The 22,799-nt window shown below is 69.6% G+C and carries 25 protein-coding genes and 2 tRNA genes; 9 read left to right on the top strand and 18 right to left on the bottom strand.

The window, feature by feature from the left end; all coding sequences use genetic code 11:
- Window positions 1-100: 100 nt before the first annotated feature.
- The 4 genes from JHW45_RS15600 to JHW45_RS15585 all read right to left on the bottom strand — a co-directional run bounded on the left by JHW45_RS15600 (window position 101) and on the right by JHW45_RS15585 (window position 2,168).
- Window positions 101-502 (bottom strand): GNAT family N-acetyltransferase, encoded by a 402-nt coding sequence (locus tag JHW45_RS15600; protein WP_272858502.1) that lies wholly within the window; start codon window positions 500-502, stop codon window positions 101-103.
- Complete coding sequence (tsaB, locus tag JHW45_RS15595) at window positions 499-1,098, bottom strand: tRNA (adenosine(37)-N6)-threonylcarbamoyltransferase complex dimerization subunit type 1 TsaB (RefSeq protein WP_272858501.1); 600 nt, start codon at window positions 1,096-1,098, stop codon at window positions 499-501. The genes JHW45_RS15600 and tsaB overlap by 4 nt, the downstream gene beginning before the upstream one ends.
- Complete coding sequence (locus JHW45_RS15590) at window positions 1,091-1,651, bottom strand: NifU family protein (protein WP_272858500.1); 561 nt, start codon at window positions 1,649-1,651, stop codon at window positions 1,091-1,093. Before JHW45_RS15590 ends, tsaB begins: the two co-directional genes overlap by 8 nt.
- Window positions 1,652-1,712: 61 nt before the next feature.
- Entirely contained in the window at window positions 1,713-2,168 is a 456-nt protein-coding gene (locus tag JHW45_RS15585; protein WP_272860638.1) for a universal stress protein, read from the bottom strand.
- A 154-nt stretch (window positions 2,169-2,322) separates the two neighbouring features.
- On the opposite strand from JHW45_RS15585, the gene JHW45_RS15580 reads away from it, so the two are divergent.
- The gene (locus JHW45_RS15580) at window positions 2,323-3,123 is read left to right on the top strand and encodes a sugar transferase (protein ID WP_336385793.1); all 801 of its coding nucleotides are present in this window, start codon (window positions 2,323-2,325) and stop codon (window positions 3,121-3,123) included.
- On the opposite strand, the gene truA is transcribed toward JHW45_RS15580, so the two are convergent.
- From truA to tsaD, 9 genes are all read right to left on the bottom strand, one after another.
- The gene (truA, locus tag JHW45_RS15575; RefSeq protein ID WP_272858499.1) at window positions 3,120-3,899 is read right to left on the bottom strand and encodes a tRNA pseudouridine(38-40) synthase TruA; all 780 of its coding nucleotides are present in this window, start codon (window positions 3,897-3,899) and stop codon (window positions 3,120-3,122) included. The genes JHW45_RS15580 and truA overlap by 4 nt on opposite strands.
- A gap of 6 nt (window positions 3,900-3,905) precedes the next feature.
- Window positions 3,906-4,892, bottom strand: coding sequence for a 5-bromo-4-chloroindolyl phosphate hydrolysis family protein (locus tag JHW45_RS15570; RefSeq protein ID WP_272858498.1), 987 nt, complete (start codon window positions 4,890-4,892; stop codon window positions 3,906-3,908).
- 205 nt (window positions 4,893-5,097) lie between these two features.
- Window positions 5,098-6,093 carry a tetraacyldisaccharide 4'-kinase gene (gene lpxK, locus JHW45_RS15565; protein WP_272858497.1) on the bottom strand — a complete coding sequence of 332 codons (996 nt, stop codon included), beginning with the start codon at window positions 6,091-6,093 and terminating at the stop codon, window positions 5,098-5,100.
- Window positions 6,090-7,268, bottom strand: coding sequence for a 3-deoxy-D-manno-octulosonic acid transferase (locus JHW45_RS15560; RefSeq protein WP_272858496.1), 1,179 nt, complete (start codon window positions 7,266-7,268; stop codon window positions 6,090-6,092). Before JHW45_RS15560 ends, lpxK begins: the two co-directional genes overlap by 4 nt.
- The gene (locus JHW45_RS15555; RefSeq protein ID WP_272858495.1) at window positions 7,268-7,513 is read right to left on the bottom strand and encodes a DUF4170 domain-containing protein; all 246 of its coding nucleotides are present in this window, start codon (window positions 7,511-7,513) and stop codon (window positions 7,268-7,270) included. Before JHW45_RS15555 ends, JHW45_RS15560 begins: the two co-directional genes overlap by 1 nt.
- 97 nt (window positions 7,514-7,610) lie before the next feature.
- Window positions 7,611-8,024: an EVE domain-containing protein gene (locus JHW45_RS15550; protein ID WP_272858494.1), complete on the bottom strand. Its 414-nt coding sequence runs from the start codon at window positions 8,022-8,024 to the stop codon at window positions 7,611-7,613.
- The gene (locus JHW45_RS15545) at window positions 8,024-8,296 is read right to left on the bottom strand and encodes a YciI family protein (RefSeq protein ID WP_419181813.1); all 273 of its coding nucleotides are present in this window, start codon (window positions 8,294-8,296) and stop codon (window positions 8,024-8,026) included. Before JHW45_RS15545 ends, JHW45_RS15550 begins: the two co-directional genes overlap by 1 nt.
- Window positions 8,296-9,237, bottom strand: coding sequence for an NAD(P)H-dependent glycerol-3-phosphate dehydrogenase (locus JHW45_RS15540; protein ID WP_272858492.1), 942 nt, complete (start codon window positions 9,235-9,237; stop codon window positions 8,296-8,298). The genes JHW45_RS15545 and JHW45_RS15540 overlap by 1 nt, the downstream gene beginning before the upstream one ends.
- Window positions 9,234-10,301 (bottom strand): tRNA (adenosine(37)-N6)-threonylcarbamoyltransferase complex transferase subunit TsaD, encoded by a 1,068-nt coding sequence (gene tsaD / locus JHW45_RS15535; protein ID WP_272858491.1) that lies wholly within the window; start codon window positions 10,299-10,301, stop codon window positions 9,234-9,236. The genes JHW45_RS15540 and tsaD overlap by 4 nt, the downstream gene beginning before the upstream one ends.
- 65 nt (window positions 10,302-10,366) lie before the next feature.
- Here tsaD and JHW45_RS15530 point away from each other — a divergent pair, with 65 nt between their 5' ends.
- The 4 genes from JHW45_RS15530 (at window position 10,367) to JHW45_RS15515 (ending at window position 14,753) form a co-directional block, all read left to right on the top strand.
- Entirely contained in the window at window positions 10,367-11,035 is a 669-nt protein-coding gene (locus JHW45_RS15530) for a uroporphyrinogen-III synthase (RefSeq protein ID WP_272858490.1), read from the top strand.
- Between the two features lie 95 nt (window positions 11,036-11,130).
- Window positions 11,131-12,756 (top strand): COG4223 family protein, encoded by a 1,626-nt coding sequence (locus JHW45_RS15525; protein WP_272858489.1) that lies wholly within the window; start codon window positions 11,131-11,133, stop codon window positions 12,754-12,756.
- 10 nt (window positions 12,757-12,766) lie between these two features.
- On the top strand, window positions 12,767-14,596 hold the full coding sequence (locus JHW45_RS15520; RefSeq protein ID WP_419181812.1) for a heme biosynthesis protein HemY: 1,830 nt from the start codon (window positions 12,767-12,769) through the stop codon (window positions 14,594-14,596).
- Between the two features lie 81 nt (window positions 14,597-14,677).
- Window positions 14,678-14,753 (top strand) — tRNA-Thr (locus JHW45_RS15515).
- A gap of 75 nt (window positions 14,754-14,828) precedes the next feature.
- Here JHW45_RS15515 and JHW45_RS15510 read toward each other — a convergent pair.
- The 3 genes from JHW45_RS15510 to metG all read right to left on the bottom strand — a co-directional run bounded on the left by JHW45_RS15510 (window position 14,829) and on the right by metG (window position 17,687).
- Window positions 14,829-14,913: transfer RNA gene (locus JHW45_RS15510), tRNA-Leu, on the bottom strand.
- A gap of 70 nt (window positions 14,914-14,983) precedes the next feature.
- Window positions 14,984-15,907 (bottom strand): arginase, encoded by a 924-nt coding sequence (gene rocF / locus JHW45_RS15505; protein WP_272858487.1) that lies wholly within the window; start codon window positions 15,905-15,907, stop codon window positions 14,984-14,986.
- Between the two features lie 61 nt (window positions 15,908-15,968).
- Window positions 15,969-17,687, bottom strand: coding sequence for a methionine--tRNA ligase (gene metG, locus JHW45_RS15500; protein ID WP_272858486.1), 1,719 nt, complete (start codon window positions 17,685-17,687; stop codon window positions 15,969-15,971).
- 361 nt (window positions 17,688-18,048) lie between these two features.
- Here metG and nudC point away from each other — a divergent pair, with 361 nt between their 5' ends.
- Window positions 18,049-19,011 carry an NAD(+) diphosphatase gene (gene nudC / locus JHW45_RS15495; RefSeq protein WP_272858485.1) on the top strand — a complete coding sequence of 321 codons (963 nt, stop codon included), beginning with the start codon at window positions 18,049-18,051 and terminating at the stop codon, window positions 19,009-19,011.
- Here nudC and JHW45_RS15490 read toward each other — a convergent pair.
- Together JHW45_RS15490 and JHW45_RS15485 are read right to left on the bottom strand one after the other, a co-directional pair.
- On the bottom strand, window positions 19,008-19,454 hold the full coding sequence (locus tag JHW45_RS15490; RefSeq protein ID WP_272858484.1) for an NUDIX hydrolase: 447 nt from the start codon (window positions 19,452-19,454) through the stop codon (window positions 19,008-19,010). The two genes, nudC and JHW45_RS15490, sit on opposite strands and share 4 nt — an antisense overlap.
- Window positions 19,455-19,464: 10 nt before the next feature.
- On the bottom strand, window positions 19,465-20,052 hold the full coding sequence (locus JHW45_RS15485; RefSeq protein ID WP_272858483.1) for a GcrA family cell cycle regulator: 588 nt from the start codon (window positions 20,050-20,052) through the stop codon (window positions 19,465-19,467).
- Between the two features lie 117 nt (window positions 20,053-20,169).
- Between JHW45_RS15485 and JHW45_RS15480 the strand changes: the two genes are divergently transcribed.
- The 3 genes from JHW45_RS15480 (at window position 20,170) to JHW45_RS15470 (ending at window position 22,782) form a co-directional block, all read left to right on the top strand.
- Window positions 20,170-20,988 (top strand): ABC transporter permease, encoded by an 819-nt coding sequence (locus tag JHW45_RS15480; RefSeq protein ID WP_272858482.1) that lies wholly within the window; start codon window positions 20,170-20,172, stop codon window positions 20,986-20,988.
- A 155-nt stretch (window positions 20,989-21,143) separates the two neighbouring features.
- Window positions 21,144-22,313, top strand: coding sequence for an aspartate aminotransferase family protein (locus JHW45_RS15475; protein WP_272858481.1), 1,170 nt, complete (start codon window positions 21,144-21,146; stop codon window positions 22,311-22,313).
- Window positions 22,306-22,782 (top strand): GNAT family N-acetyltransferase, encoded by a 477-nt coding sequence (locus JHW45_RS15470; protein WP_272858480.1) that lies wholly within the window; start codon window positions 22,306-22,308, stop codon window positions 22,780-22,782. Before JHW45_RS15475 ends, JHW45_RS15470 begins: the two co-directional genes overlap by 8 nt.
- Window positions 22,783-22,799 lie beyond the last annotated feature (17 nt).

Genomic DNA, 22,799 nt, shown 5'->3' with positions numbered 1-22,799 from the left:
GGAAAGCCTCATGCTGGTGACGCGGGCGATTCAGGCCGCCCGCCTGATGGCCCGATTAGGACGCATCGCCAGAAAGGGGTCAACCGTCTTGTTCGCGATGTCAAAGGCCGAGCCGCAGAACCAGCCCGTCGCGGCCCGCGCCGTAATAGTTGCGCCTGAACCCCGCCTCGCGCCAGCCCAGGCTGGCATACAGCGCCCGTGCGGCAAGGTTGTCGGCCGCCACCTCCAGAAAGGCGGACGCGGCCCCGCGCCGGCGCGACGTGGCGGCAAAGTCGCGTGTCAGTTCGCGACCGAGGCCGCGCCGCCGCCGCGCCGCCGCGACGGCCAGCGTCAGCAGTTCCGCCTCGTCCGCGATGACGCGGCCGATCAGGAAACCGCCCGGTCGGTGCAGAAGGAAACTGCCCTGCGTTTGCAGGATCGCCTGAAACTCGGCCTCGCGCCACGGTCGGGGGTCGCGGGTAAAACAGGCGGCATGCAGCGCGGCCAGTTCCGCGGGGGTCACGGCAGGATGACCGGGGCCGGATCGCGGGACGGTGCGGCATCGGCCGGCCGCAGATAGATCGGCGCGGGCCGGGGCGCATCGGTATGCCTGCGCGCCAGCGCCCGACGCGCGATCCCCTCGGCCAGCGGAACCGCCGGCGCAGACGGCGCAGGGCCGGGCGGCAGCGCGCCGTCCGCAGCCTGCTGCGGACGGCCCCCGTCGCCCTGTTCATCGGTGCCGAAATCCTGCCAGACGACCTCGCCCCGCCGTCCGGGCAGGACCACGCGGCAGGGGCGGGGCAGCCCGAACGCCGCCGCCTCGGTCGCGGCGATGCCGATGGCCGGGATGCCAAGCGACAGCGCCAGCCCGCGCGCGGCGGCGACGGCCACGCGGATGCCGGTGAAGTTTCCCGGCCCGATGCCGACGCCGATCACGTCCAGATCGCGCCAGCCCAGTCCGGCCTCGGCCAGCATCTCCTCCAGCATCGGGAACAGGCGTTCGGCCTGACCTTTCGCCATGGTCTCGAACCGGGCGGCAAGGATACGGTCGCCGCACAGCAAAGCGGCCGCGCAATGCGCGGCCGATGCGTCGAAGCCAAGACAGACCGGGTCAGGCAATCGGCCGAACCTCGACCACCTCGGGGATATAGTGGCGCAGCAAGTTCTCGATCCCCATCTTCAGCGTCAGGGTCGAGGACGGACAACCCGCGCAGGCACCCTGCATGTGCAGATAGACCACCCCGCGATCAAAGCCGTGGAAGGTGATGTCGCCGCCGTCCTGCGCCACCGCCGGGCGGACGCGGGTGTCCAGCAATTCCTTGATCTGGCCGACGATCTGGGAATCGGGACCGTCCTGTTGGGCATGACCGTCGCCTTCGGGCACATCGCCCTCGATCACCGGGGCGCCGGACTGGAAATGTTCCATGATCGCGCCAAGGACCGAGGGTTTCAGATGGTCCCAGGGCACATTGTCTTCCTTGGTCACGGTGACGAAATCGCGGCCCAGGAAGACGCCGGCCACGCCCTCGACCTGAAAGATGCGGCGCGCCAGCGGCGATCTGCCGCCTGCGTCGGGCGTGGGGAAATCGGCGGTGCCGCTGCCCATCACGGTCTCACCGGGCAGGAATTTCAGCGTGGCGGGGTTGGGGGTGGTTTCGGTCTGGATGAACATCGGGGCGCTCCTTTCGACCTGATATGGCCATGGCGGCGCGCTGCGTCAAGCCGGGCAGGGGTCAGGTGATCGCCTCCAGCCGTTCGCGAGAGATGTCGCCGGGCACGATGGTGATCGGGCAGGACAGGCCGGACGCCTCGCGCAGCACGCGGTTCAGCACCGGGTTCGGTCCCGACTTGTCGGCGTTCAGCCCCAGCACCACCACCCCGATCTGCGGGTCCTCGCCAATCAGGGCGATCAGTTCCTCGGCCGGGTCGCCCTCGCGCACGATCAGTTCGGGTTCGACCTTGGGGCGCGTGCGCATCCATTTGGCGAAGACGTCGAAATGCGCCTCGATGCGCTGATGCGCCTCGGCGCGCATGACATCGGCCACGCCAAAGCCGTGCTGGATGTCGTCGGCGGGGATCACGGACAGGATCACCACCCTGCCGTCGCTGTTCGCCGCGCGCATGGCGGCGAAACGCATCGCGTTCAGGGATTCGTGGCTGTCGTCCAGAAGCACCAGAAATTTGCGCATTTTGAGGCCGTTCAAGTGGATTCCTGCCAATACAGTGGCCGAACTGCCATGCCCGCGCAAGTGATTGCACCAAAAGCCGCGGTCCCGGTTTCCTTGCCATAATCGTTATGCTACCGGGAAAAAACGCAGTGCAACCAAGGCGACGGGCGGGATCGTGACCATTCACCACGACTGGGACAAGACGGAGGCGCGTCGGCTTGCCACGCTGACCGCGCCCAAGATGGCCTGGTTCCTGGGCGAGGCGTCTGCGCCCGGCGTCGCACCGATGCCGCTGTCCAAGCGCGCGTTCGATATCGGGCTGGCGCTGATCCTGCTGGTGCCGCTGTCGGTGGTGATGGCGACGGTCGCGTTGATCCTGCTGGTCGTGCAGGGCCGCCCGATCCTGTATTCGGCGCAGCGGATGCGGTCGCCGGGCCGCGCCTTCACCCAGTGGAAATTCCGCACGATGCTGCGCCAGGAGGACGATTTCGGCGCGACCGGCGCGCACAAGCACTGGCGCATCACGCCGGTTGGCCATTTCCTGCGCCGCAGCCGGATCGACGAATTGCCGCAGCTGTTCAACATCCTGATCGGGGATATGAGCTTTGTCGGTCCGCGGCCGCCGCTGCGCGAATACGTGGAGCGCTTTCCGGCCGTCTATGCGCAGGTTCTGAGAAGCCGCCCCGGCGTGACCGGGCTTGCGACGCTGATCTATCACCGTCACGAAGACCGCATCCTCGCGCGCTGCAAAAGCGCCGAGGCGACCGAGATGGCCTATTATCGCCGCTGCCTGCCGGCGAAGCTGAAGATCGACCTGATCTATCAGCGCCACCGCGACATGCGCCTGGATCTGTGGATCTTGTGGAGCACGTTGAAAATCGTCGTCTCGCGCCGGGATGAGCGTCCGCGCCGCCGCGGCCGCAAGCCCTCGCCCACCGGCCGGGTGCAGGACGTGCAGGAGTCCCTGCGGCATTAGGTCGCGAACGGATCCTCGGGATAGCCGACCCCCGTCAGATACAGTCCGTGCGGCTTGCAGACAGGTCCGCAGGCGGCGCGGTCGCGGGCGGCCAGCGCCGTGCCCACCCGCTCGGGCGGCCATGCGCCGGCGCCCACCCGCTCCAGCGTGCCGACGATGGAGCGCACCTGGTTGTGCAGGAATGACCGTGCCGTCAGGGAAAAGCGATATTCGCGGCCATGCGGAATCGCGACCTCGTCGATGGCGATGTCGTCCAGCGTCTTGAGCGGGCTTCTGGCCTGACAGATCGAGGACCGGAACGTCGTGAAATCGTGATGCCCGATCAGCTGCGCCGCGCCCTGTCGCATCGCGTCGGCATCCAGCGTATTGCGCACCTGCCAGACAAGCCCGCGCAGATGCGTCATCGGCGCGCGGCGGGCGATCAGCCGGAACAGATAGCGCCGCTGCACGGCCGAAAACCGGGCGTGAAAATCGTCCCCCGTCCGCGCCGCCGCCAGCACGGCGATGGGCGCGGGCCGAAGGTGAAAATTCAGCGCCTCGCACAGCCGCGCCGGGTCCCAGTCGCGGACCAGATCGGCATGGGCGACCTGCCCGGTCGCGTGCACGCCGGCATCGGTGCGACCTGCCGCCGCGATCCGCGCGCCGGCGGCAAATCCCGCGTCCAGCCGCGCCAGCGCCGCCTCGACCGTGCCCTGGACCGAGGGTTGGTCGGCCTGCGCCTGCCAGCCGGCAAAGGGGCGGCCGTCATATTCGATCTTCAGCGCGAATCTGGGCATCGCAACCTAGCGGCGGGTCTTGGCCGGGTCGCGATCCGGGGTCAGCAGATCGTCCAGCGTGCGCGCATCCTGACTGGTCACGGCGCGCGGCGTCGCGGGTTCGGGCCCGGTCTCGCTGTCTGTCCGGGGCCGCACACCCTCGCGCGCCAGCCGGTCGCGCAGCACCGCGATCTCGATCTCAAGATCGCTGCGGTCGCCCTCCAGCAGGCGGTCCGAACGGGCGCTGAAATCCTTTTCCAGATCGTCCAGAAACGTCTCATAGGCGGCGCGCGTGCCGGGGTCTTCGGTGCGGCGATACAGCGCGGCGAACTTGGCCGTCGCATCGCGCGCGCCGACCAGATACACGCCCATGTAACGCCGCGCCGCCGACAGATCGCCGGGGTTTTCGCGAACCCGGTCGAACAGATCCTGAACCGTGGCGGCGAACATGGCCACGCGCGCCTGCAACTGGCGGTCGCGCAACTGCGCGACGGTATCCTGCATCTGGGCCAGATGCGCCTCGCCCTCTTCGATCATGCGCGCGGCGCGGCTTTGCTGGAAATCGTCCACGCCCTCCATGCCCTTGTCGCGCATCGGATCGGCGCCGAAGGCCAGCCAGTGCAGCGCCAGGCCGGCAATCCCGATGGCCCCCGCCCCAAGCGCCGCACCCGGTTCCGCCGCGCCCAGCCCCAGCCCAAGGCCGGTCAGAACGCCGCCGAACAGCTTGCGCGGGATCGCCGGGCGGCGGGCGACGCGCCGCGCGTCATAGGCGGCCTCGGCGGCCAGCCCCTCGCGCGTCATCCACATCGCGGCGGCGATCACGCCGAAGGCCGCCAGATCGGTGACCATGTCCAGCGGCCCCTGAAAGAACGCGCCGAGCAGAAACGGCGTGGCCGCGATGGTCACCCATTTCGGACGCGAGGCCAGGCGGTGCAGCCGGGGCGGGGATGGTGCGCGCCGGCCGTCGCGGTCGGGCATGTCGGGCGAGAACCGTCCGCCGAATCGTGTCGCCATCGCCGCGCCCTCAGCCCGCGCCGGCCAGCGACGCGTAAAGCGTCAGCAGCACCAGAAGATAGAAACTCAGCCTCTGCATGGCCTTGCGCGACATGTGGGTCCTTTCCGGCGTCGATTCGGGCGGCCTGCCCGCGTATCCGGCGCGGGCGGTCCTGTCCGCTATATCGGGACTGGCGGGCGGATTGCAAAGGGCGCGGCCCCTGTCTCACTCCGCGTGCCGGTCGGAAAACAGCGATGCCAGCACCGCATCCAGCGGCCCGGTATCGTCAAGTTCCAGCCTGACGGGCAGGGCCAGGACGTTCGGGCGAAAGCTGCGCGGCAGGCGGACGGCATCTTTTTCGGTGGTCACAAGCTGCGCATTCAGCGATCTTGCCTCGGCCTCAAGCCGGGTCAGAAGCGCGGCGGTGAAAGGTTGGTGATCGTCCAGCGCCTCGGCCCGGACCAGATCGGCCCCAAGGGTCCGCAGCGTCGCGAAGAATTTTTCCGGGTGCCCGATGCCCGCGAAGGCCAGAACGCGGTGACCCTGCCAGTCGATGCCGGTCTGCAGCGGCGCCAGCCGCCCGCGCAGGCGCGGCGGCGCGCCGGGCGGCACGGAAAAACGGTCCTGCATCTCGGCGGGACCGATGCTCAGCAGCAGATCGGCCCGCGCCAGCCCCGTCTCCACCGGTTCGCGCAGCGGACCGGCGGGCAGGCACAGCCCGTTCCCGAACCCCTTGGCCGCATCCACGACCACCAGCGACAGATCGTGGGCCAGCGCCGGGTCCTGAAACCCGTCATCCAGCAGGATCGCCCGCGCCCCGTCGCGCGCGGCGGCGCGGGCGCCGGCAAGGCGGTCATCGGCCACCCAGACCGGCCCGAAGGCGGACATCAGCAAGGGCTCGTCCCCGGTCAGCGCGGCGTCGTGGCGACGCTCATCGACGCGCAGCGGGTCTTTCTGCGTTCCGCCATAGCCGCGCGAGACGACGTGAACGCCGATCCCGCGATCCCGAAGAAGCTGCTGAAGATAGATGACCGTGGGCGTCTTGCCGGTCCCGCCGGCGTTCAGGTTTCCCACGCAGATCACCGGCACGCCGACCCGCGCCCGCGCACCGCCGGCCAGCCGCCGCGCCGTCGCACGCGCATAAAGCCGCGCCAGAGGGGTCAGCGCGCGCGCCGCAAGCGTGGGCGGGGTCAGGTACCAGAAGGGCGGTGCGCGCCTCATGGCCGGGCCTCGGCAAGCGCCTCCAGCACCGGCGCGGCGATGCGGTTGGCGACATCCGCGCCGCCGGTGCTGATCGTCCAGGCGCTGCTGGCCAGCGCCGCGACCAGATCGGGCTGCGTCAGCTCGGCGATGGTATCGGCCAGCTGCGCGGCATCGCCGACCTGCCGCGCCGCGCCTGCGGCGTCAAGCTGCTGCCATTCGGTCGCATGCCGCGCCGTCGCCGGGCCGTGCACGATGGCCGAACCCAGGGCCGCGGCCTCGAACGGGTGGCGGGCGGCCTGATCCTCGCCCGACAGGGTGCCGCCCATGAAGCTGACCGAGGCCAGCCGATACCAAAGCCCCATCTCGGTCGGGCCGTCGGTGATCATCACATGCACCTCGTCGGTGGGGTCCTCGTCCAGGCTGCGGCGCGCGACCAGCATCCCGTCACGCTCGATCGCCTCGGCCAGCGGGTCGATGCGGGCCGGGTCCAGCGGCGCCAGAACCAGCAGCGCGCGGTGCGATTGCCGCATCGCCGCGCGGTGGGCGTTCAGCACCGCCTCTTCCTCTTGCGGCGGGACGGCGACGGCGAACCAGGTGTGGCGGCCGCTGAGAAGCTGGGCGAAACCCTCGCGCTCGGCCTCGGTGCAGCTCAGCGGTTCGCGGATCTCGGCGACGGGGCCGGTCAGGACCACGCGGGCGGGATCGGCGCCCATGCGGATCGCGGTGCGGTGGCTGACCGCATCGGTGACCAGCACCGCGCGCATGCCCGCCAGCAACTGCCGGCGGACTGCCGCGCGCAGCCCCCATCGGGGCGTCAGCGGGTCCAGCCGCGCCTCGGCCAGGATCACGGGCACGTGCAGACGGTCGGCGGCGGCGATCAGCGCGGCGGGCAGATCGGCGCCCAGAAGAAGCACCGCGCCGGGCTTGGCCGCCGTCAGCAGGGCCTGCGCGGCGGCAAGATCGTCGCCGGGATCGGGAATGCCGGTCTGCCCGATCCGGGCGATCCGCAGATCGGGCAGGCTGGCCAGCAGCCGCGGCGCGACCTGCGTGGCCGCGCGCCCCGCCTCGTCCGAGATGTGCAGGATCAGCACGGGTCCGTCGCCCTTGGGCAGGGCGATCCGGTCCACGGGCATCCGGGGCGCGCCGCGCAGATGCAGCCACAGCCCCAGCCTGCCCAGACCGGAGGCCGCCATCAGCTGCCCAGTTCCTCGGTCGGGCTGATTTCGGTTTCCTCGTCGCGCAGCCGGTGCAGATGCGCGATGAAGTAACGGGTATGGGCGCTGTCCACGGTCCGCTGCGCCTCGGATTTCCAGGCGTTGTAGGCGGTCTGATAGTTCGGGAAGATGCCGACGATATGGATGTCGTCGGTATCGCGGAACTCGGTCGATTGCGGGTCGATCAGTTCGCCGCCGAAAACGAGATGAAGACGCTGGCTCATGGGCCCTCCTGGCTGCCGGAATCGCCGGACCCTAGCGCGGCGATCCGGCAAGATGAAGCGGCTTTGTCCGAAACCGCGCGCCGGTGCCGGCCGGCGGCTACAGCCCCGCAAGCTCCATCACCACGGCCCATTCCTCGTCCGTGACCGGCTGCACGGACAGGCGGCTGTTGTTGACCAGGACCATGTCCTTCAGGCGCGGTTCCTGTTTCGCCTGATCCAGCGAGACCGGGCGCGGAAGGGGTTTCACCGCCTTCACGTCCACGCATTCCCATTTCGGATCGTCCGCGGTCGAATCGGGATGCGCCTCGGCGATGACCTCGACGATGCCGACGGCCTCTTTCCCGATATTCGAGTGATAGAACAGGCCCAGATCGCCCTTTTTCATCTCCCGCATGTTGTTGCGCGCCTGATAGCTGCGCACCCCGTCCCATTCCTCGCCCCGGTCGCCCTTGGCGACCAGATCGTCCCACCCGAAGGCGTCGGGCTCCGACTTGAACAGCCAATACGCCATCAGCCGACCACCTTCTTCCATTCGATCACCTCGACGCTGTCGAACAGGCCGGCTGCCTTGTAGGGGTCCTGCGCGGCCCAGTCCGACGCCGCCGCAAGATCGTCCGTCTCGACGATCAGCAGCGAGCCGCACATCTCGCCCCCTTCGATCAGCGGGCCGGCCATGCGCACGATGCCGCTGTCATGGATGAAGCCCAGATGGGCGTCGCGGGTGTTCAGACGGATCTGAAGCGCGCCGGGCCTGTCCCGGCAGATCACGGCGAAAAGCGGCATCATTCCTCCTTCAGCGGTCGGCTCATCAGATGTTCCAGGGCGTTGTCGACCGAAACCAGCCCGTCGGCAAGCCGCGCGACCATCGCGGCGATGGGCATGTCCTGATCGATCCGGTCGGCCAGGCGGGCGACGGCGCGGGCGGTCGCGACCCCCTCGACGGTGGTGGCGGCGTCGAAATCGGCCCCCGCGCCAAGCGCGTGGCCAAAGCGGAAGTTGCGCGATTGCTGCGATGTGCAGGTCAGCGTCAGATCGCCCAGCCCCGACAGACCGGTCAGCGTTTCGGGCCGCGCGCCAAGCCGGCCGGCCAGCCGGGTCATTTCGGCGAATCCGCGCGTGATGATCGCGGCGCGGGCGCTGTCGCCAAGCCGCGCGCCGATGACGACGCCGGCGGCGATGGCGATGACGTTCTTCAGCGCGCCGCCCAGTTCCGCGCCGGTCACATCGGTCGTGCGATACAGCCGCAGGACCGGCGTGGACAGCGCGTGTTGCAGCGCCTGCCCCGTTGCCGGATCGGCGCAGGCCAGCGTCAGCGCGGTGGGCAGGCCGCGTGCGATGTCGGCGGCGAAGGACGGGCCGGTCAGCACGGCGATGCGCGCGGCGGGACATGCCTCGGCGATCAGCGCCGAGGGTCCGGTCAGCCGGCGCAGGTCGATGCCCTTGGCGGTGCTGACCAGCATCTTGCCGTCCAGCGCCGGCCCGTGTTCGGCCAGAAACCCGCCAAGCGCCTGCGCGGGCATCGCCAGCAGCATGGTGTCGCAGCCCATCGCCGCCGCCGGATCGTCGGTCACGGCAACCGCCTCGGGCAGGGGAATCCCCGGCAGGCGCGGGTTTTCGCCCCGCCATCCGATCCGGCGCCCCCACAGCGTCACCGGCCCCTTCACCGACAGCGCCACCGCCAGCGCGGTTCCGAAGGCGCCGGCGCCCAGGATCGCGATCTTCATGCCTTGGCCCCCTTCCTGCCGCTGCCCAGCATCGGTGCGGCGCGTTCGTCCAGGGGCCAGCGCGGCCGCGCGGCCAGATCCATCCCGTCGCGCCGGCCCAGGCGGAATCGCTCGATCCCGGCCCAGGCGATCATCGCGCCGTTATCGGTGCACAGCGGCAGGGGCGGGGCCAGAAAGCGCACGCCCCGATCGCCCGTCACCCGCTCCAGCGCGGCGCGGATGACCCGATTCGCGGCCACCCCGCCCGCCACGGCCAGCAGCGGCACCGGGCTGGCGGCCAGCGCGCGGCGCGATTTCTCGGCCAGGATATCGGCCACGGCGGTCTGAAAGGCGGCGCACAGATCGCTGCGGTCGGTCTGCCGCAGCCCGCCCTGTTCCGCGATCAGCCGGTCGCGCAGCCGCAGCGCCGCGGTCTTCAGCCCCGAAAACGACAACTCGCATCCGGGCCGGTCCAGCAGCGGGCGGGGCAGATCGAAGCGGTCGGGATCGCCGCGCAACGCCTCGGCCTCGACGGCGGGGCCGCCGGGCTGGGGCAGGGCCAGCAGCTTGGCCAGCTTGTCGAACGCCTCGCCCGGCGCATCGTCGATGGTGCCGCCCAGACGGCTGAAATCCTCGGGGCCGTCGACGCGCAGAAACTGGCAGTGCCCCCCCGAGACCAGCAGCATCAGATAGGGAAACGCCACCCCGTCGGTCAGGCGCGGCGTCAGCGCGTGGCCGGCCAGATGGTTCACCCCGACCAGGGGCAGACCCGCGCCCGCCGCGATGCCCTTGGCGCACATCACGCCGGCCATCACCCCGCCGATCAGCCCCGGCCCCGCCGTCACCGCGACGCTCGACAGATCGCGCAGCGCCACGCCCGCCTGCGACAACGCCTGTTCCGCCGCCAGGTCCAGCCGCTCGGCATGGGCGCGGGCGGCGATTTCGGGGACGACGCCGCCGAAATCCTCGTGCAGATCGGCCTGACTGCTGACGACGGACGACAGGATACGCCGGTCGCCGGTGACGATGGCGGCGGCGGTGTCGTCGCAACTGCTTTCAAGGCCGAGAAAAATCAGGTCGTCCATGGTCTTGCCGGGCAAGGAAGGGGCGCATACCCATGAGGACGTAACATCGACCAGAGAGGTTGCCAATGCCGGCGCGCAAGCTGCCTACGCTTCTGTTGACCCGCCCAAGGCCGGATTCGCAGCGCTTTGCCGACATGGTGCCCGGGTTTGCGGCGATCATCTCTCCGATCCTGCGGATCGTGCCGGTCGATCACGACGCGGCGCGGCTGCATGCGGCCGAGGGGCTGGTGTTCACCTCGGGTCACGCAATCGCCTCGGCCGGGCCGGGACGGGGGCGTCCGGCCCTGTGCGTGGGTCCGCGCACCGCCGAACTGGCGCGACAGGCGGGATTCGACGTGACCGAGGGCGCCACCGGCGAGGCCAGCGGCCTGCTGCCGCTGATCGCGGCATCGGACCGGCGGCTGATCCATCCCCACGGCCGCCATGTCGCGCGCGAACTGCCGGTCGAGGGGGTGGTGGTCTATGACCAGCAACCCCTGCCCCTGACGGCGCAGGCGCAGGATCTGCTGGCAGGAACCGATGTGGTGCTGCTGCCGCTGTTCTCGCCGCGTTCGGCCATGCTGCTGTCGCGCGCGGTGCGCCATGCCACCGCGCCGCTGTGGATCGCGGGGATCAGCCGGGCCGCGATCGACGCATGGGACGGCCCCGCCGCCCGCACCCGGATCGCCGCACGACCCGACGCCTGTGGTCTGGTCGGCGCGATCCGCCGCCTGACCGGAACGGAACCATGCTGATCACGGCGGGTTGAGCAAAGGGCCGCGCGTCATTAGTCTGGCGCCAAAGCTTTCGGCAGCGACGCCGGCGTGGGATGCGATGACGGGGACAAGACGTGAAAAAGCCAGACGACAAGAAGACCACGAGCAGCCCCAAGGCCACGCAGGCCGGCAAGGCTGCGGACACGACGCCCGCCGACACGACACCCACGGATGCCAAGCCGTCCGGGGCAAAGCCGGCAGATGAAAAACCCTCGGGTGCGACGCAGGCGGATGCAAAGCCATCGGGCGCAATGCCGGCGGATTCGGCCTCGGGCGAACCCTCTGCCGACCGCGCCAAGAAAGAGGCGGCGAAACCCGGAACCATCTCGACCAGGGATGTCGGGCCGGGGGACGGCAAATCGGCCGCGGAAGGGGGCGGCAAGGCCGGGGCGATGACTTCGGGCCTTGTGGGCGACGGCACCGCGAACGTCCCGCCGGCTGCGCCGAAATCCCAGCCCCCCGCGACGGGGGCGCAGACGGCCGGGAAATCCCCGGCCGACGACAAGGCGGACCAATCTGACAAGACGCGCGCCGCAGGGGCCGACGCCGATCCCGCGCCGAAAGGCCCGCTGAAGGACGCGCCGCCCGAGGCGATCTTGCGCGACACGCCGGCCTCGACCCCCGCGCCCACGCAGAACGTGACGGTGCAGCGAACCGGCTTTTGGCCCGTTGCCCTGGGCGGGGCGGTCGCGGCGGGGCTGGGGGCTGCGGTCACGATCTGGGCGCTGCCGAACCTGCCGGCCTCGTGGCTGCCCGAACCCCCCGCGCAAGAGGCTGCGCCCGCCGTCGATGCCGACGCGATCCGCGCCGAGGCGGTCAGCGCTGCCGAGGCTGCGGCGCGCGAACAGGTCGATGCCCTGCGGGCCGAACTGGCCGAAAGCGCCGCTGCGGCGGAATCGCAGGCCGCGTCCGAGCCGGAACCTGCCGCCGAAACCGCCGCCGCGGAAACGCAGCCCGCACCGGCGGAACCGACGAACGATCAGGCGTCCGAACGCATCGCGGAATTGCAGGACCGGCTGGACCAGCAGGCCGCGCGGATCGAGGAGCTGGCCGCGCGCCCGACCCTGGACCCCGATACCGCCGACAAGGTGATGGCGTTGGCCGATCAGGCCGACACGCTGGAACAGCAGATCCAGTCCGTCGCCGAAAGCGCCCGGTCCGAGATCACGGCCGCGCAGCAAGAGGCCGAAAGGCTGCAACAGGCCGCCGAAAGCAGCACCAGACGGGCCGAGGCGGTGGCCGCCATAGCCTCGCTTCAGGCCGCGCTGGACCGGGGCGTGACCCCCGATGAGGCGCGGGCGACGCTGGAAGGCGCGGGCATCGAACCGCCTGACGCGCTGAGGCGCGAGGTGCCCAGCCTGGACAGTCTGCAAGCCGATTTCAGCGATGCGGCCCGCGCCGCCCTGCGCGCCTCGCTGCGCGAGGGCGGCAGCGGGGGCGGCAACGTGCTGACCAATTTCCTTCGGGCCCAGACCGGCATCCGCTCCGTCGCCCCGCGCGAGGGCGACGATCCGGATGCGGTGCTGTCTCGGGCGAATGCCGAGGTCGAGGCCGGACAGATCGGCGCGGCGCTGGACGAGATACAGGCGTTGCCGGATGCCGCGAAATCCGCCCCGTCCATGGCCGACTGGATCGCCGGCGCCACCGCATATCGCGATGCCCAGTCGGCGCTGTCCGATCTGTCGGCCAATTCGAACTGAGGGCCCGATCATGTTCTTGTCGTTGTTGAAAATCCTTTTCTTCTTTGCCGTCGTGCTGGCCATCGCCCTTGGGGCCATGCACCTGTCCGAGACCGGCCAGATGCTGCGACTGGAATATGGCGGCACGGAGATCGCGCTGACCCCGGTCAAGGCGATCATCGCCCTGCTGATCCTGATGATCGTTGCCTGGATGATCTTCAAGATCCTGGGCCTGCTTCTGGCGTTGCTGCGCTTCATCGCCGGCGACGAGACCGCCATCGACCGCTATTTCGCCCGCTCGCGCGAGCGCAAGGGTTACGATGCGTTGGGCGAGGGGATGCTGGCCGTCGCCTCGGGCGAGGGGAAACTGGCACAGGACAAGGCCAGCAAGGCGGCGAAATATCTGGACAAGCCGCATCTGACCAACCTGCTGGCCGCGCAGGCGGCCGAGGTCGCGGGCGACGACGCCAAGGCCAACAGCGTGTATCGCCAGTTGCTGGACGACGACCGCACGCGCTTCATCGGCGTGCGCGGCCTGATGCGGCAGAAGCTGGCCGAGGGCGATACCGGCACCGCCCTGCTGCTGGCGCAGAAAGCCTATGCGCTGAAACCCCGCCACAAGGAGGTTCAGGACACGCTGCTGGAACTTGAAATGCGCGAAGGCGACTGGAAAGGCGCGCGGCAATTGCTGAAGGACAAGCGCAAGCAGGGCGATCTGCCGCAGGACGTGCATCTGCGCCGCGATGCCGTGCTGGCCCTGCAAGAGGCCAGCGAGGTTCTGGCATCGGGCAATTCCATCAGCGCGCGCGAGGCGGCGATTTCCGCCAACCGCGCCTCGCCCGACCTGATCCCGGCCGCCGTCTTGGCCGCCCGCAGCTATATCGCGCAGAAGGATCTGCGCAACGCCGCGCGCGTGCTGGAAAAGACGTGGTCGGTGCGCCCGCATCCCGACATCGCCGCAACCTATGCCGAGATTGCGCCCGACGAGACGCCGGCGGCCCGGCTGAAGCGGTTCGACCGGCTGATCAAGAAGAATCCCGATGCCGAGGAATCGCGTCTGTTGCAGGCCGAACTGTTGCTGGCGGCCGAGGATTTCCCCGGCGCGCGGCGCGCGCTTGGCGATCTGGCCGAGACGCATCCGACCGTCCGCACGCTGTCGATCATGGCTGCGGTGGAACGCGGCGAGGGTGCCGATGACAGCGTCGTGCGCGGCTGGCTGGCGCGCGCGCTGACCGCCTCGCGCGGGCCGCAATGGGTCTGCGACAACTGCCACAACGTGATGGCCGACTGGGCGCCGGTCTGCGACAGCTGCGGCGGCTTCGACACGCTGACATGGCGCGAACCCGACATGAAGCGCAGTGTCGCCGCCGCGCCCGCGACCGGGGCCGAAATGCTGCCGTTGCTGGTCGGCGCGCCCAGATCTTCGGACGAGGACGAACCGGCGCGGGACGACCGCGAGCCCAAGCGCGACCCGGTGATCGCCAAAGCCGCGCCGCCCGATCTGGAAACGCCGCCCGAGCCGCAGATCGAGCCGCAGCAGACAGCGCAGCCGGACCCGGAACCCGCGGCCCAGCCCCGGCCCGCGCCGCCGGCAACCGGCACCAAGCCCGCCAAGCCCGCGACGAGGATCGAGGTGGCCGATGTGGCGCCCGGCATGGTCCCGCGCGAGCAGGACTTTATCGAGATCGAACCGGCAAGCACCGACCGCACGCCCGAACCTGCGCCGGCAAAGGCGCCGCCGCCGGAGGCCGAAACCGTCCCAGCCCCGGCAGAACCCGCCGAGGCCAGCCCCGTGCGCCCCGATGTCGAGCCGCCCGAGGACGACAACTGGAACGAACCCGCACCCCGCAAACGGAAGTGACGGGGCGGGGGGGGGCGAAAAACGCATCGCCCCTCTTCCCCCTTTCGCCGGAACCTGCTATCCGGCGCCGCACAACCTGATGCCGGTGTAGCTCAGCTGGTAGAGCACGTCATTCGTAATGATGGGGTCGGGGGTTCGAGTCCCTTCACCGGCACCAGGTTTGATGAAAGACAGGCCGGTCCGCGCGACCGGCCTTTCGCGTTTCATGCCGGATGATCCGATGCCGGCGGGCTGGTGCGGGCGGCGGGAGTCGAACCCGCACGGGCTGGGCCCTAGCGATTTTAAGTCGCTTGTGTCTACCGTTCCACCACGCCCGCAAGCCAGACGTGGCTAGCCAAGCGATCTGCATTAATCAAGCGGAACATAGGTCCGTGCGCCACCGCTGCGTCAGCCATAGCTGCGGGTCGGGCGGTCGAAGACCTTGCGGCCCATCAGGCTGCCGACCAGATCGACCATCAGCCGCGCGGTGCGCCCGCGTTCGTCCAGAAACGGGTTCAGCTCGACCAGATCCAGCGAGGTCACAAGCCCGGATTCGTGCAGCAATTCCATGACCAGATGCGCCTCGCGGAAGGTGGTGCCGCCGGGCACGGTGGTGCCGACCGCCGGCGCGATCGAGGGGTCCAGAAAATCCACGTCCAGGCTGACATGCAAAAGCCCGTTCGCGGTGCGCACCCGGTTCAGGAAATCGCGCAGCGGCGCGACGATGCCCTGTTCGTCCAGAACCCGCATGTCGTTCACGGTGATGTCGGTCGGCTGCATCGCCGCATGTTCGGCGGGATCGACGCTGCGGATGCCGAACATGCAGATATTCGCGCCCGGAATCGGGTTCGGAAAGGCGGGCATCGGATCGAAGCCCGGCAACCCGCAGGCATAGGCCATCGGCGTGCCGTGCAGATTGCCCGAGGTCGTGGACTCGATGGTGTGGAAATCGCTGTGCGCGTCCAGCCAGATCACGAATTGCGGCCGGTTCACCCGGGCGGCATGGGCCGCGACGCCCGCCACCGTCCCAAGCGCCAGCGAATGATCGCCGCCCATGATGATCGGCAAGCCGTCTGTCAGGGCCGCCGCCGTGGCCTCGCGCAGCGCATCGGTCCAGGCGATGGTTTCGGGCAGGTGATGGACAGCGGGGTTGGCGCAGGTCTGGGTTCCCGGCGCGGCGGGGCGGACATCGCCGCGATCCTCGACGCTGTGGCCAAGCGCGGCCAGGGTCGCGGTCAGCCCGGCGGTGCGATAGGCGGCGGGGCCCATCAGGCAACCAGGACGGCGCTGGCCCTCATCGACCGGGGCGCCCAGCAGAATGCAGTGGGTCATCGGTTTCTCCTGTCACTTGCGCGCCAGCCAAGACCGGGCGGGACCGAAAGTCCACCTGCAATCAGCTGCGGATGCCGCTGAAACGCTGCTCCCAATCGGCGCGCTGATCGTCGGTGATCTTGGCGAACAGCACGTCGGGCACGGTGAAATCGTGACCCTCGGGCAGCGCCTGCAATGCCTGCGCCACGTCGCCCGGCCAGGCGCGGTTCTCGGTGCGCATCGCCTGCAACATGGACCGGGCGGCGAAGGGCAGGAACGGGGCGGACAGCACCGCGTAAAGCCGGATCAGGTTCAGCCCAAGCCGCACCTGCATCGCGGCCCGTTCGGGGTCGGTCTTGAAGGTCGACCACGGCGCGGCGCTTTGCAGATATTCGTTGCCCAGCACCCAGATCGCGCGCAATTCGGCCGCGGATTTGCGGATCTCCATCCGCGCCATGCAGTCCTGATAGGCCCGAAGACGGGCGGTCAGATCGGCGATCAGCCGTTCCTCGTCGGCGCCGTATTCGCCGCCGCCGGGCACGGTTTCGCCGAACTTGCTGCGGCAGAACTTGGTGACGCGGCTGACGAAATTGCCCAGCACGTCGGCCAGGTCCTTGTTCACCGATTGCTGGAAATTGTCCCACGTGAACTCGCTGTCGCCCGATTCCGGCGCGTGCGACAGAAGCCACCAGCGCCAGTAATCGGCGGGCAGGATTTCCAGCGCCTGATCCATGAACACGCCGCGCCCCTGCGAGGTGCTGAACTGGCCGCCGTCATAAGTCAGGTAATTGAAGGACTTGATGTAATCGACCAGCTTCCACGGCTCGCCCGAGCCGATCAGCGTGGCCGGAAAGGACAGCGTGTGGAAGGGCACGTTGTCCTTGCCCATGAACTGGGTATAGGTCACGTCGTCCGCGCCCTCGTCGGTGCGCCACCAGCGGCGCCAGTCGGCGTCGGGGCGGCCATGCGCGTCGGCCCATTCGGCGGTGGCGGCGATGTATTCGATGGGCGCGTCGAACCAGACATAGAAGACCTTGCCCTCCATCCCCGGCCAGTCCCGGTCGCCGCGCTTGACCGGGATGCCCCAGTTCAGATCGCGGGTGATGCCGCGATCCTGCAAGCCGTCGCCGTCGTTCAGCCATTTCCGGGCGATCGAGGTGGTCAGGATCGGCCAGTCGGTCTTGCTGTCGATCCAGGCTGCGATCTGGTCCCTGAGCGCGGATTGGCGCAGATACAGGTGCTTGGTCTCGCGCATCTCGAGATTGGTGCTGCCGGAGATGGCGCTGCGCGGGGCGATCAGGTCGGTGGGGTCAAGCTGCTTGGTGCAGTTCTCGCACTGGTCGCCGCGGGCCTTGTCATAGCCGCAATTCGGGCAGGTACCCTCGATATAGCGGTCGGGCAGAAAGCGGCCGTCGTCGATGGAATAGACCTGTTTTTCAGTGACTTCGCGGATCAGGCCGTTATCGGCCAGCCGGCCCGCGAAATGCTGGGTCAGGCGGTGGTTGCGGTCGCTGGACGAGCGGCCGTAGAGGTCGAAGGACAGCCCGAAGCCGTCCGCCAGATCGGCCTGCACCCGGTGCATCCGGGCGCAGTATTCGGCCACCGGCTCGCCCGTCCTGGCCGCCGCCAGTTCGGCCGGGGTGCCGTGTTCGTCGGTGGCGCAGATGAACATCACCTCGTGGCCGCGGGCGCGCAGATAACGGGCATAGAGATCGGCCGGAAGCTGGCTGCCGACCAGGTTTCCCAGATGCTTGATGCCGTTGATATAGGGCAGCGCGGAGGTGATGAGGTGGCGGGCCATGAGGGGATGCGTCCTTGTCAGTCGGCGCCGTGTCTAGCCGCGTTGCGGGGCGAAGGAAAGTGGCGGGCGTTGCATCGCGGCACCGCGCAACGGGGATCGGCAGCGGTGGGCGTCGAACGCCCGCAATTGCTGGGGACGGGGCCTGCACCGGCCATGCACCGGGGCGGCACCGCGCAGGCACAGCGTGTACACCGCTTGCGGGCGTTGCGCGCCCGTCCGAGCGCCGGAGGGGGGCGCTGCCCCCCGGGCCGTGCGGCCCGTCCCCCGGGATATTTGGACACCGAAGACGGGCCTGGCGGCGTTCGGGCGGGTGCGGGGCCGGGGCTTGCCCGGCGGGCGGGGGCGAGGCAGCATCCGGGGCATGATTCCCGAATCCGATGTGACCTTTGCTGGCAGCTTTCTGAACCGTGCCGACCGGCTGCGCGCGAACGGACCCGAGATGGCCGCGCGCCTGGCCGATCCGGGGTCGCTGGTGCTGCCGGTGTGGCGCGGCAAGCCGCTGTTCGATCTGGGCGCGGCGGGGCCGCGGCTGGCCTGGCTGTCGGCGGCCGAGGATCTGGTCACGGCCTGTCCCGAACCGGGTGTCTTCATGGGTCTGGACGGCGCGGGACGGGCGCATTTCGCCGCCGATGTCTCCTACCTGGCGCCTGCGGACGGCCATCCGGCGACGTTCATCGATTCGCGGACGCTGGATCTGTCCGAGAGCCGCAAGTTCATCGATCTGCGCGCCGTCATGGCCGACATGACCCATGCCGATGCGGGCATCGCCGCGGCGGCCAAGGGCATCTTCGAATGGCGGGTGACGCACGGGTTCTGCGCCAATTGCGGGCATCGCAACGTCGTGTCCCATGCCGGCTGGCGGTTCGACTGCCCGTCCTGCGGGCGCACGCATTTTCCGCGCACCGATCCGGTGGTCATCATGCTGGTGCTGGATGGCGACCGGGTGTTGCTGGGTCGCCAGCCGGGCTGGCCCGAGCGGATGTATTCGCTGCTGGCCGGTTTTATGGAGCCGGGCGAGAGCGTGGAGGAGGCGGTGCGGCGCGAGGTGATGGAGGAGACGGCGATCGTGGTGGACGAGATCCGCTATGTCACCTCGCAGCCCTGGCCGTTTCCGGCCTCGCTGATGATCGGCTGCGCGGGACGGGCGCTGACGACCGAGATCAGCCGCGATCCGCACGAGCTGGAGGATGCGATCTGGGTCAGCCGGTCCGAGATCGCCGAGGCGCTGGAGGGGCGCCACGACCGCATCGCGCCGGCGCGCAAGGGGGCGGTGGCGCAGGTGATCCTGCGGGCCTGGGTCCGGGGCCAGATCGACGGGATCTAGGGCGACGGATCGGTTCCCGCGCCGCCGGGGTGGCAGCACGCGCGGGACAGGATGGTGACGACATGTTCGGACAGCGGCAGATCGCCGGACAGGACCCGGTCCACCGGCCACCATGCCGCGTCCAGCGCGTCATCGGCCGCCACCGGCTGGCCCGAGACATAGTCGCACAGAACCGCCGCCAGCAGGAAATGAAAGCGCAGCGTGCCATCCGCGTCGCGCCGGATCAGATCGACATTGTCCAGATAGACACGCGGCGTCGCCACGATCCCGGTTTCCTCGGCCAGTTCGCGCACGGCGGCCGCCAGCGCGGTTTCGCCGGGATCGACATGGCCGCCGGGAAAGCCCCAAAGACCGGCATCGGGCGGGTTGCGGCGGCGGGCCAGCAGCACCCGATCGCCGCGCAGGGTGACGGCCAGCGCGGCGAGGCGGGGGAAATGCGTCACCGTCGCGCCGTCAGCGACGGCGGTCGCGGCGCGAGCTCATCGGCTGGAAGGCGACGCCGACATGCGCCTCGCAATAGGGTTTGCCGGGCTGGCTGGGCAGGCCGCAGAACCAGAATTTCTCGGTCGCCGGATCGCCGATGGGCCATTTGCAGGTCCGTTCCGTCAGCTCCATCAGGGTCAGCTTGCGGGCCTTCTTCTCGACCTCGCGGACCGAGGCCAGCGCCTCGGGGCTGATTTCGTTGGCCGAGGGCTGCGGCGGCAGCGGCTGGCCCGCCGGCACGATCTGGCGGCGCGGCGGCGGGGTGAAGGCGGCCTGGGTCGCAGGCTCTTCGCTGGCCGGTTCGGGCGTTGCGGGGCCAGCTTCGGCCTGCGGTTCCGGTCTGGGCGCGGCGGCGGGTTTCTTGCCGGCCTTCTTGTCCGGTTCGGGCGCGGGGGCCGGTTCGGGTTCCTCGTTGCGGTTCGACAGGCCCAGACGATGCACCTTGCCGATCACCGCGTTGCGGGTCACGCCGCCCAGTTCCTTGGCGATGGCGCTGGCCGACTGACCCTCGCCCCACATGCGCTTCAGCGTCTCGACTCGATCATCCGTCCAGGACATGGTTGCCTTTCCGGGCGGGTCCGACCTGCCGCCCCATCTTGAAACCTGCGAAAGTCCCCGTCACAAACGGGATGCCGAGATCTAGCCTTCGGCACGCCAGAATTCAAGGACCGCAGCATGGACCGCATCAAGATCGAAGGCCGCCTTGAGATGGGCGTGCGCCGTTTCGGGCGCGTGAACTGGCTTGGGGTCAGGACGCTGGCCGCGCGCGAGGTCATGCGGTTCATGGCCGTCTGGCAGCAGACGATCTTTGCGCCGCTGATGACGGCGGCGCTGTTCGTGCTGGTCTTTGCGCTGGCTTTGGGGCGCGGGCGGGGCGAGATCATGGGCCTGCCCTATCTGGAGTTCCTGGGGCCGGGCATCCTGATGATGACGGTGATCCAGAATTCGTTCGCCAACACCTCGTCCTCGATCACCTCGGCCAAGGTGCAGGGCAATATCGTCGACACGCTGATGCCGCCCTTGTCGGCGGGCGAGTTGCTGGCCGGCTATCTGTGCGGGTCGGTGGCGCGCGCCGGGCTGGTCGCGGCGGTGATCGGGACCGGCATGGTGATCGTGACCGGGGCGGGGATCGCCCATCCGCTGTGGGCCGTCACCTTCGTGCTGCTGGCGGCGCTGATGCTGGGGGGGCTGGGCATCCTGGCTGGCATCCTGGCGCAGAAATTCGACCAGATGGCGGCGATCACGAATTTCATCATCACGCCGCTGTCGTTCCTGTCGGGCACGTTCTATTCCGTCCAGTCCCTGCCCGAGCCGTTTCGCAGCCTGTCGCACTGGAACCCGATCTTCTATCTGATCGACGGCGCGCGGTTCGGCGTGACCGGGGTCAGCGATGCGCCGCCGCTGCGCGGGCTGGTCGTGTGCGTGCTGGTGGTGGCCGCGATCCTGATGCTGGCCTGGCGCTGGCTGGATTCGGGGTTTCGCATGAAACCGTGATTGCGCGGGGCGCGAATCGGCGCTATGGGCGGGGCATGATCGCATGGACCGCCCGCATCGCCCGTCCCCGACGTTGACGCCCCGCCCTGCCGGGAGACCGTCGCCGTCCGATCACGCCTGCAACTCCAATCGCCATGACATCCGGGGAATCCGCCATGATTTCGCACGTTCTGCCGACCTATAACCGCGCGCCGCTGGCCTTCGACAGGGGCGAGGGCGCCTGGGCGATCGCCACGGACGGGACAAGGTATCTGGACCTGGGATCGGGGATCGCGGTCAATGTGCTGGGCCATGCGCATCCCGATCTGGTCGCGGCGCTGACCGAGCAGGCGGGCCGGATCTGGCATGTGTCGAACCTGTACCAGATCCCCCAGCAGGAGCGGCTGGCCGATCTGCTGGTCGAGGCGACATTCGCGGACACGGTGTTCTTCACCAATTCCGGCACCGAGGCGGCCGAGCTGGCGATCAAGATGGTGCGCCGCTACTGGCACGACCGGGGCGAGGACCGGACCGAGATCCTGACCTTCGAGGGCGCGTTCCACGGCCGCTCGACCGGGGCCATCGCGGCGGCGGGGTCCGAGAAGATGGTCAAGGGGTTCGGGCCGCTGATGCCGGGGTTCCGGCAACTGCCCTGGGACGATATCGAGGCGCTGAGTGCGGCGATGGGTCCGCACACCGCCGCCGTCATGCTTGAGCCGGTTCAGGGCGAGGGGGGCATCAGGCCGATGGCGGATGCCGATCTGCGCCAGATCCGGGCGCTGTGCGACCGCACCGGCGCGCTGCTGGTGCTGGACGAGGTGCAATGCGGCATGGGCCGCACGGGGCGGCTGTTCACGCATGAATATGCGGGCATCGAACCCGACATCATGATGGTCGCCAAGGGCATCGGCGGCGGCTTTCCCCTGGGCGCGGTGCTGGCGACCGAGGAGGCGGCGTCGGGGATGGTCGCGGGCACGCACGGTTCGACCTATGGCGGCAACCCGCTGGCCTGCGCGGTGGGCGCGCGGGTCATGCAGATCGTGGCCGACGATGCGTTCCTGGCCGAGGTCAACCGCAAGGCGGCGCTGTTCCGCCAGAAGCTGGAAGGTCTGGTCGCCGCCCACCCGACCGTGTTCGAGGGCGTGCGCGGACAGGGGCTGATGCTGGGGCTGAAATGCCGCGCCGCACCGGCCGATCTGGTCGCGGCGGGCTATGCCCAGCACATCCTGACCGTGCCCGCCGCCGACAGCACGCTGCGGCTGTTGCCGCCGCTGAACATCGGCGACGACGAGATCGCCGAGGCGGTGGCGCGGCTGGACCGGGCGGCCGCAAGCCTGGATGCCTGACTACGGGTTTCGTCCGGTGGTCGCAGCCGATCTGCCGATGCTGGCCGAATGGCTGCGTCAGCCGGCGGTGGCGCGATGGTGGCCGGGGCCGGACCGGCAGATCGCGCTGGTCCGTGAAGACATGGACCACGGTGTGATGCGGCAGGTGATCGCGTGCCGGGGCGACACGCCGCTTGGCTATGCGCAATCCTATCCGGCGCTGCACTGGCCCGCGCCGCATTTCGCCGGATTGCCGGCGGGGACCGTCGCCCTCGACGTCTTCGGCGGCCCGCAGGGGATGGGGCAGGGCGGGGCATGGCTGCGCGCGCTTGGCGATCTGTTACTGCGCGATGCGGAGATGCTGGCCATCGACCCGAACCCGGAAAACGCGCGCGCGATCCGTGCCTGTGAAAAGGCGGGCTTTGCCGGCACCCGGATCGCCGCCGACAGCGCGGGGCAGGCCGTCCGGGTGATGACGCGGCGACGATAAGGGCTTCTTCTTTGCCT

The sequence above is a fragment of the Paracoccus stylophorae genome, from assembly GCF_028553765.1.
Classification (GTDB): Bacteria; Pseudomonadota; Alphaproteobacteria; order Rhodobacterales; family Rhodobacteraceae; genus Paracoccus; species Paracoccus stylophorae.
Note: the sequence above shows the minus strand (reverse complement) of the source record. Positions and strands in the feature narration are given on the sequence as shown.

What these genes read in the sequence shown, in the direction of transcription:
- JHW45_RS15545 (WP_419181813.1), bottom strand. Translation starts at nt 8,296, where the DNA reads ATGCCGCTTTTCGCCGTGATCTGCCGGGACAGGCCCGGCGCGCTTCAG.
- metG (WP_272858486.1), bottom strand. Translation starts at nt 17,687, where the DNA reads ATGGCCCGCCACCTCATCACCTCCGCGCTGCCCTATATCAACGGCATC.
- JHW45_RS15585 (WP_272860638.1), bottom strand. Translation starts at nt 2,168, where the DNA reads ATGCGCAAATTTCTGGTGCTTCTGGACGACAGCCACGAATCCCTGAAC.
- JHW45_RS15570 (WP_272858498.1), bottom strand. Translation starts at nt 4,892, where the DNA reads ATGGCGACACGATTCGGCGGACGGTTCTCGCCCGACATGCCCGACCGC.
- JHW45_RS15485 (WP_272858483.1), bottom strand. Translation starts at nt 20,052, where the DNA reads ATGTCCTGGACGGATGATCGAGTCGAGACGCTGAAGCGCATGTGGGGC.
- JHW45_RS15480 (WP_272858482.1), top strand. Translation starts at nt 20,170, where the DNA reads ATGGACCGCATCAAGATCGAAGGCCGCCTTGAGATGGGCGTGCGCCGT.
- tsaD (WP_272858491.1), bottom strand. Translation starts at nt 10,301, where the DNA reads ATGGACGACCTGATTTTTCTCGGCCTTGAAAGCAGTTGCGACGACACC.
- JHW45_RS15590 (WP_272858500.1), bottom strand. Translation starts at nt 1,651, where the DNA reads ATGTTCATCCAGACCGAAACCACCCCCAACCCCGCCACGCTGAAATTC.
- truA (WP_272858499.1), bottom strand. Translation starts at nt 3,899, where the DNA reads ATGCCCAGATTCGCGCTGAAGATCGAATATGACGGCCGCCCCTTTGCC.
- JHW45_RS15560 (WP_272858496.1), bottom strand. Translation starts at nt 7,268, where the DNA reads ATGGCGGCCTCCGGTCTGGGCAGGCTGGGGCTGTGGCTGCATCTGCGC.
- nudC (WP_272858485.1), top strand. Translation starts at nt 18,049, where the DNA reads ATGATTCCCGAATCCGATGTGACCTTTGCTGGCAGCTTTCTGAACCGT.
- lpxK (WP_272858497.1), bottom strand. Translation starts at nt 6,093, where the DNA reads ATGAGGCGCGCACCGCCCTTCTGGTACCTGACCCCGCCCACGCTTGCG.
- JHW45_RS15470 (WP_272858480.1), top strand. Translation starts at nt 22,306, where the DNA reads ATGCCTGACTACGGGTTTCGTCCGGTGGTCGCAGCCGATCTGCCGATG.
- rocF (WP_272858487.1), bottom strand. Translation starts at nt 15,907, where the DNA reads ATGACCCACTGCATTCTGCTGGGCGCCCCGGTCGATGAGGGCCAGCGC.
- JHW45_RS15520 (WP_419181812.1), top strand. Translation starts at nt 12,767, where the DNA reads ATGTTCTTGTCGTTGTTGAAAATCCTTTTCTTCTTTGCCGTCGTGCTG.
- JHW45_RS15530 (WP_272858490.1), top strand. Translation starts at nt 10,367, where the DNA reads ATGCCGGCGCGCAAGCTGCCTACGCTTCTGTTGACCCGCCCAAGGCCG.
- JHW45_RS15475 (WP_272858481.1), top strand. Translation starts at nt 21,144, where the DNA reads ATGATTTCGCACGTTCTGCCGACCTATAACCGCGCGCCGCTGGCCTTC.
- JHW45_RS15540 (WP_272858492.1), bottom strand. Translation starts at nt 9,237, where the DNA reads ATGAAGATCGCGATCCTGGGCGCCGGCGCCTTCGGAACCGCGCTGGCG.
- JHW45_RS15555 (WP_272858495.1), bottom strand. Translation starts at nt 7,513, where the DNA reads ATGAGCCAGCGTCTTCATCTCGTTTTCGGCGGCGAACTGATCGACCCG.
- JHW45_RS15550 (WP_272858494.1), bottom strand. Translation starts at nt 8,024, where the DNA reads ATGGCGTATTGGCTGTTCAAGTCGGAGCCCGACGCCTTCGGGTGGGAC.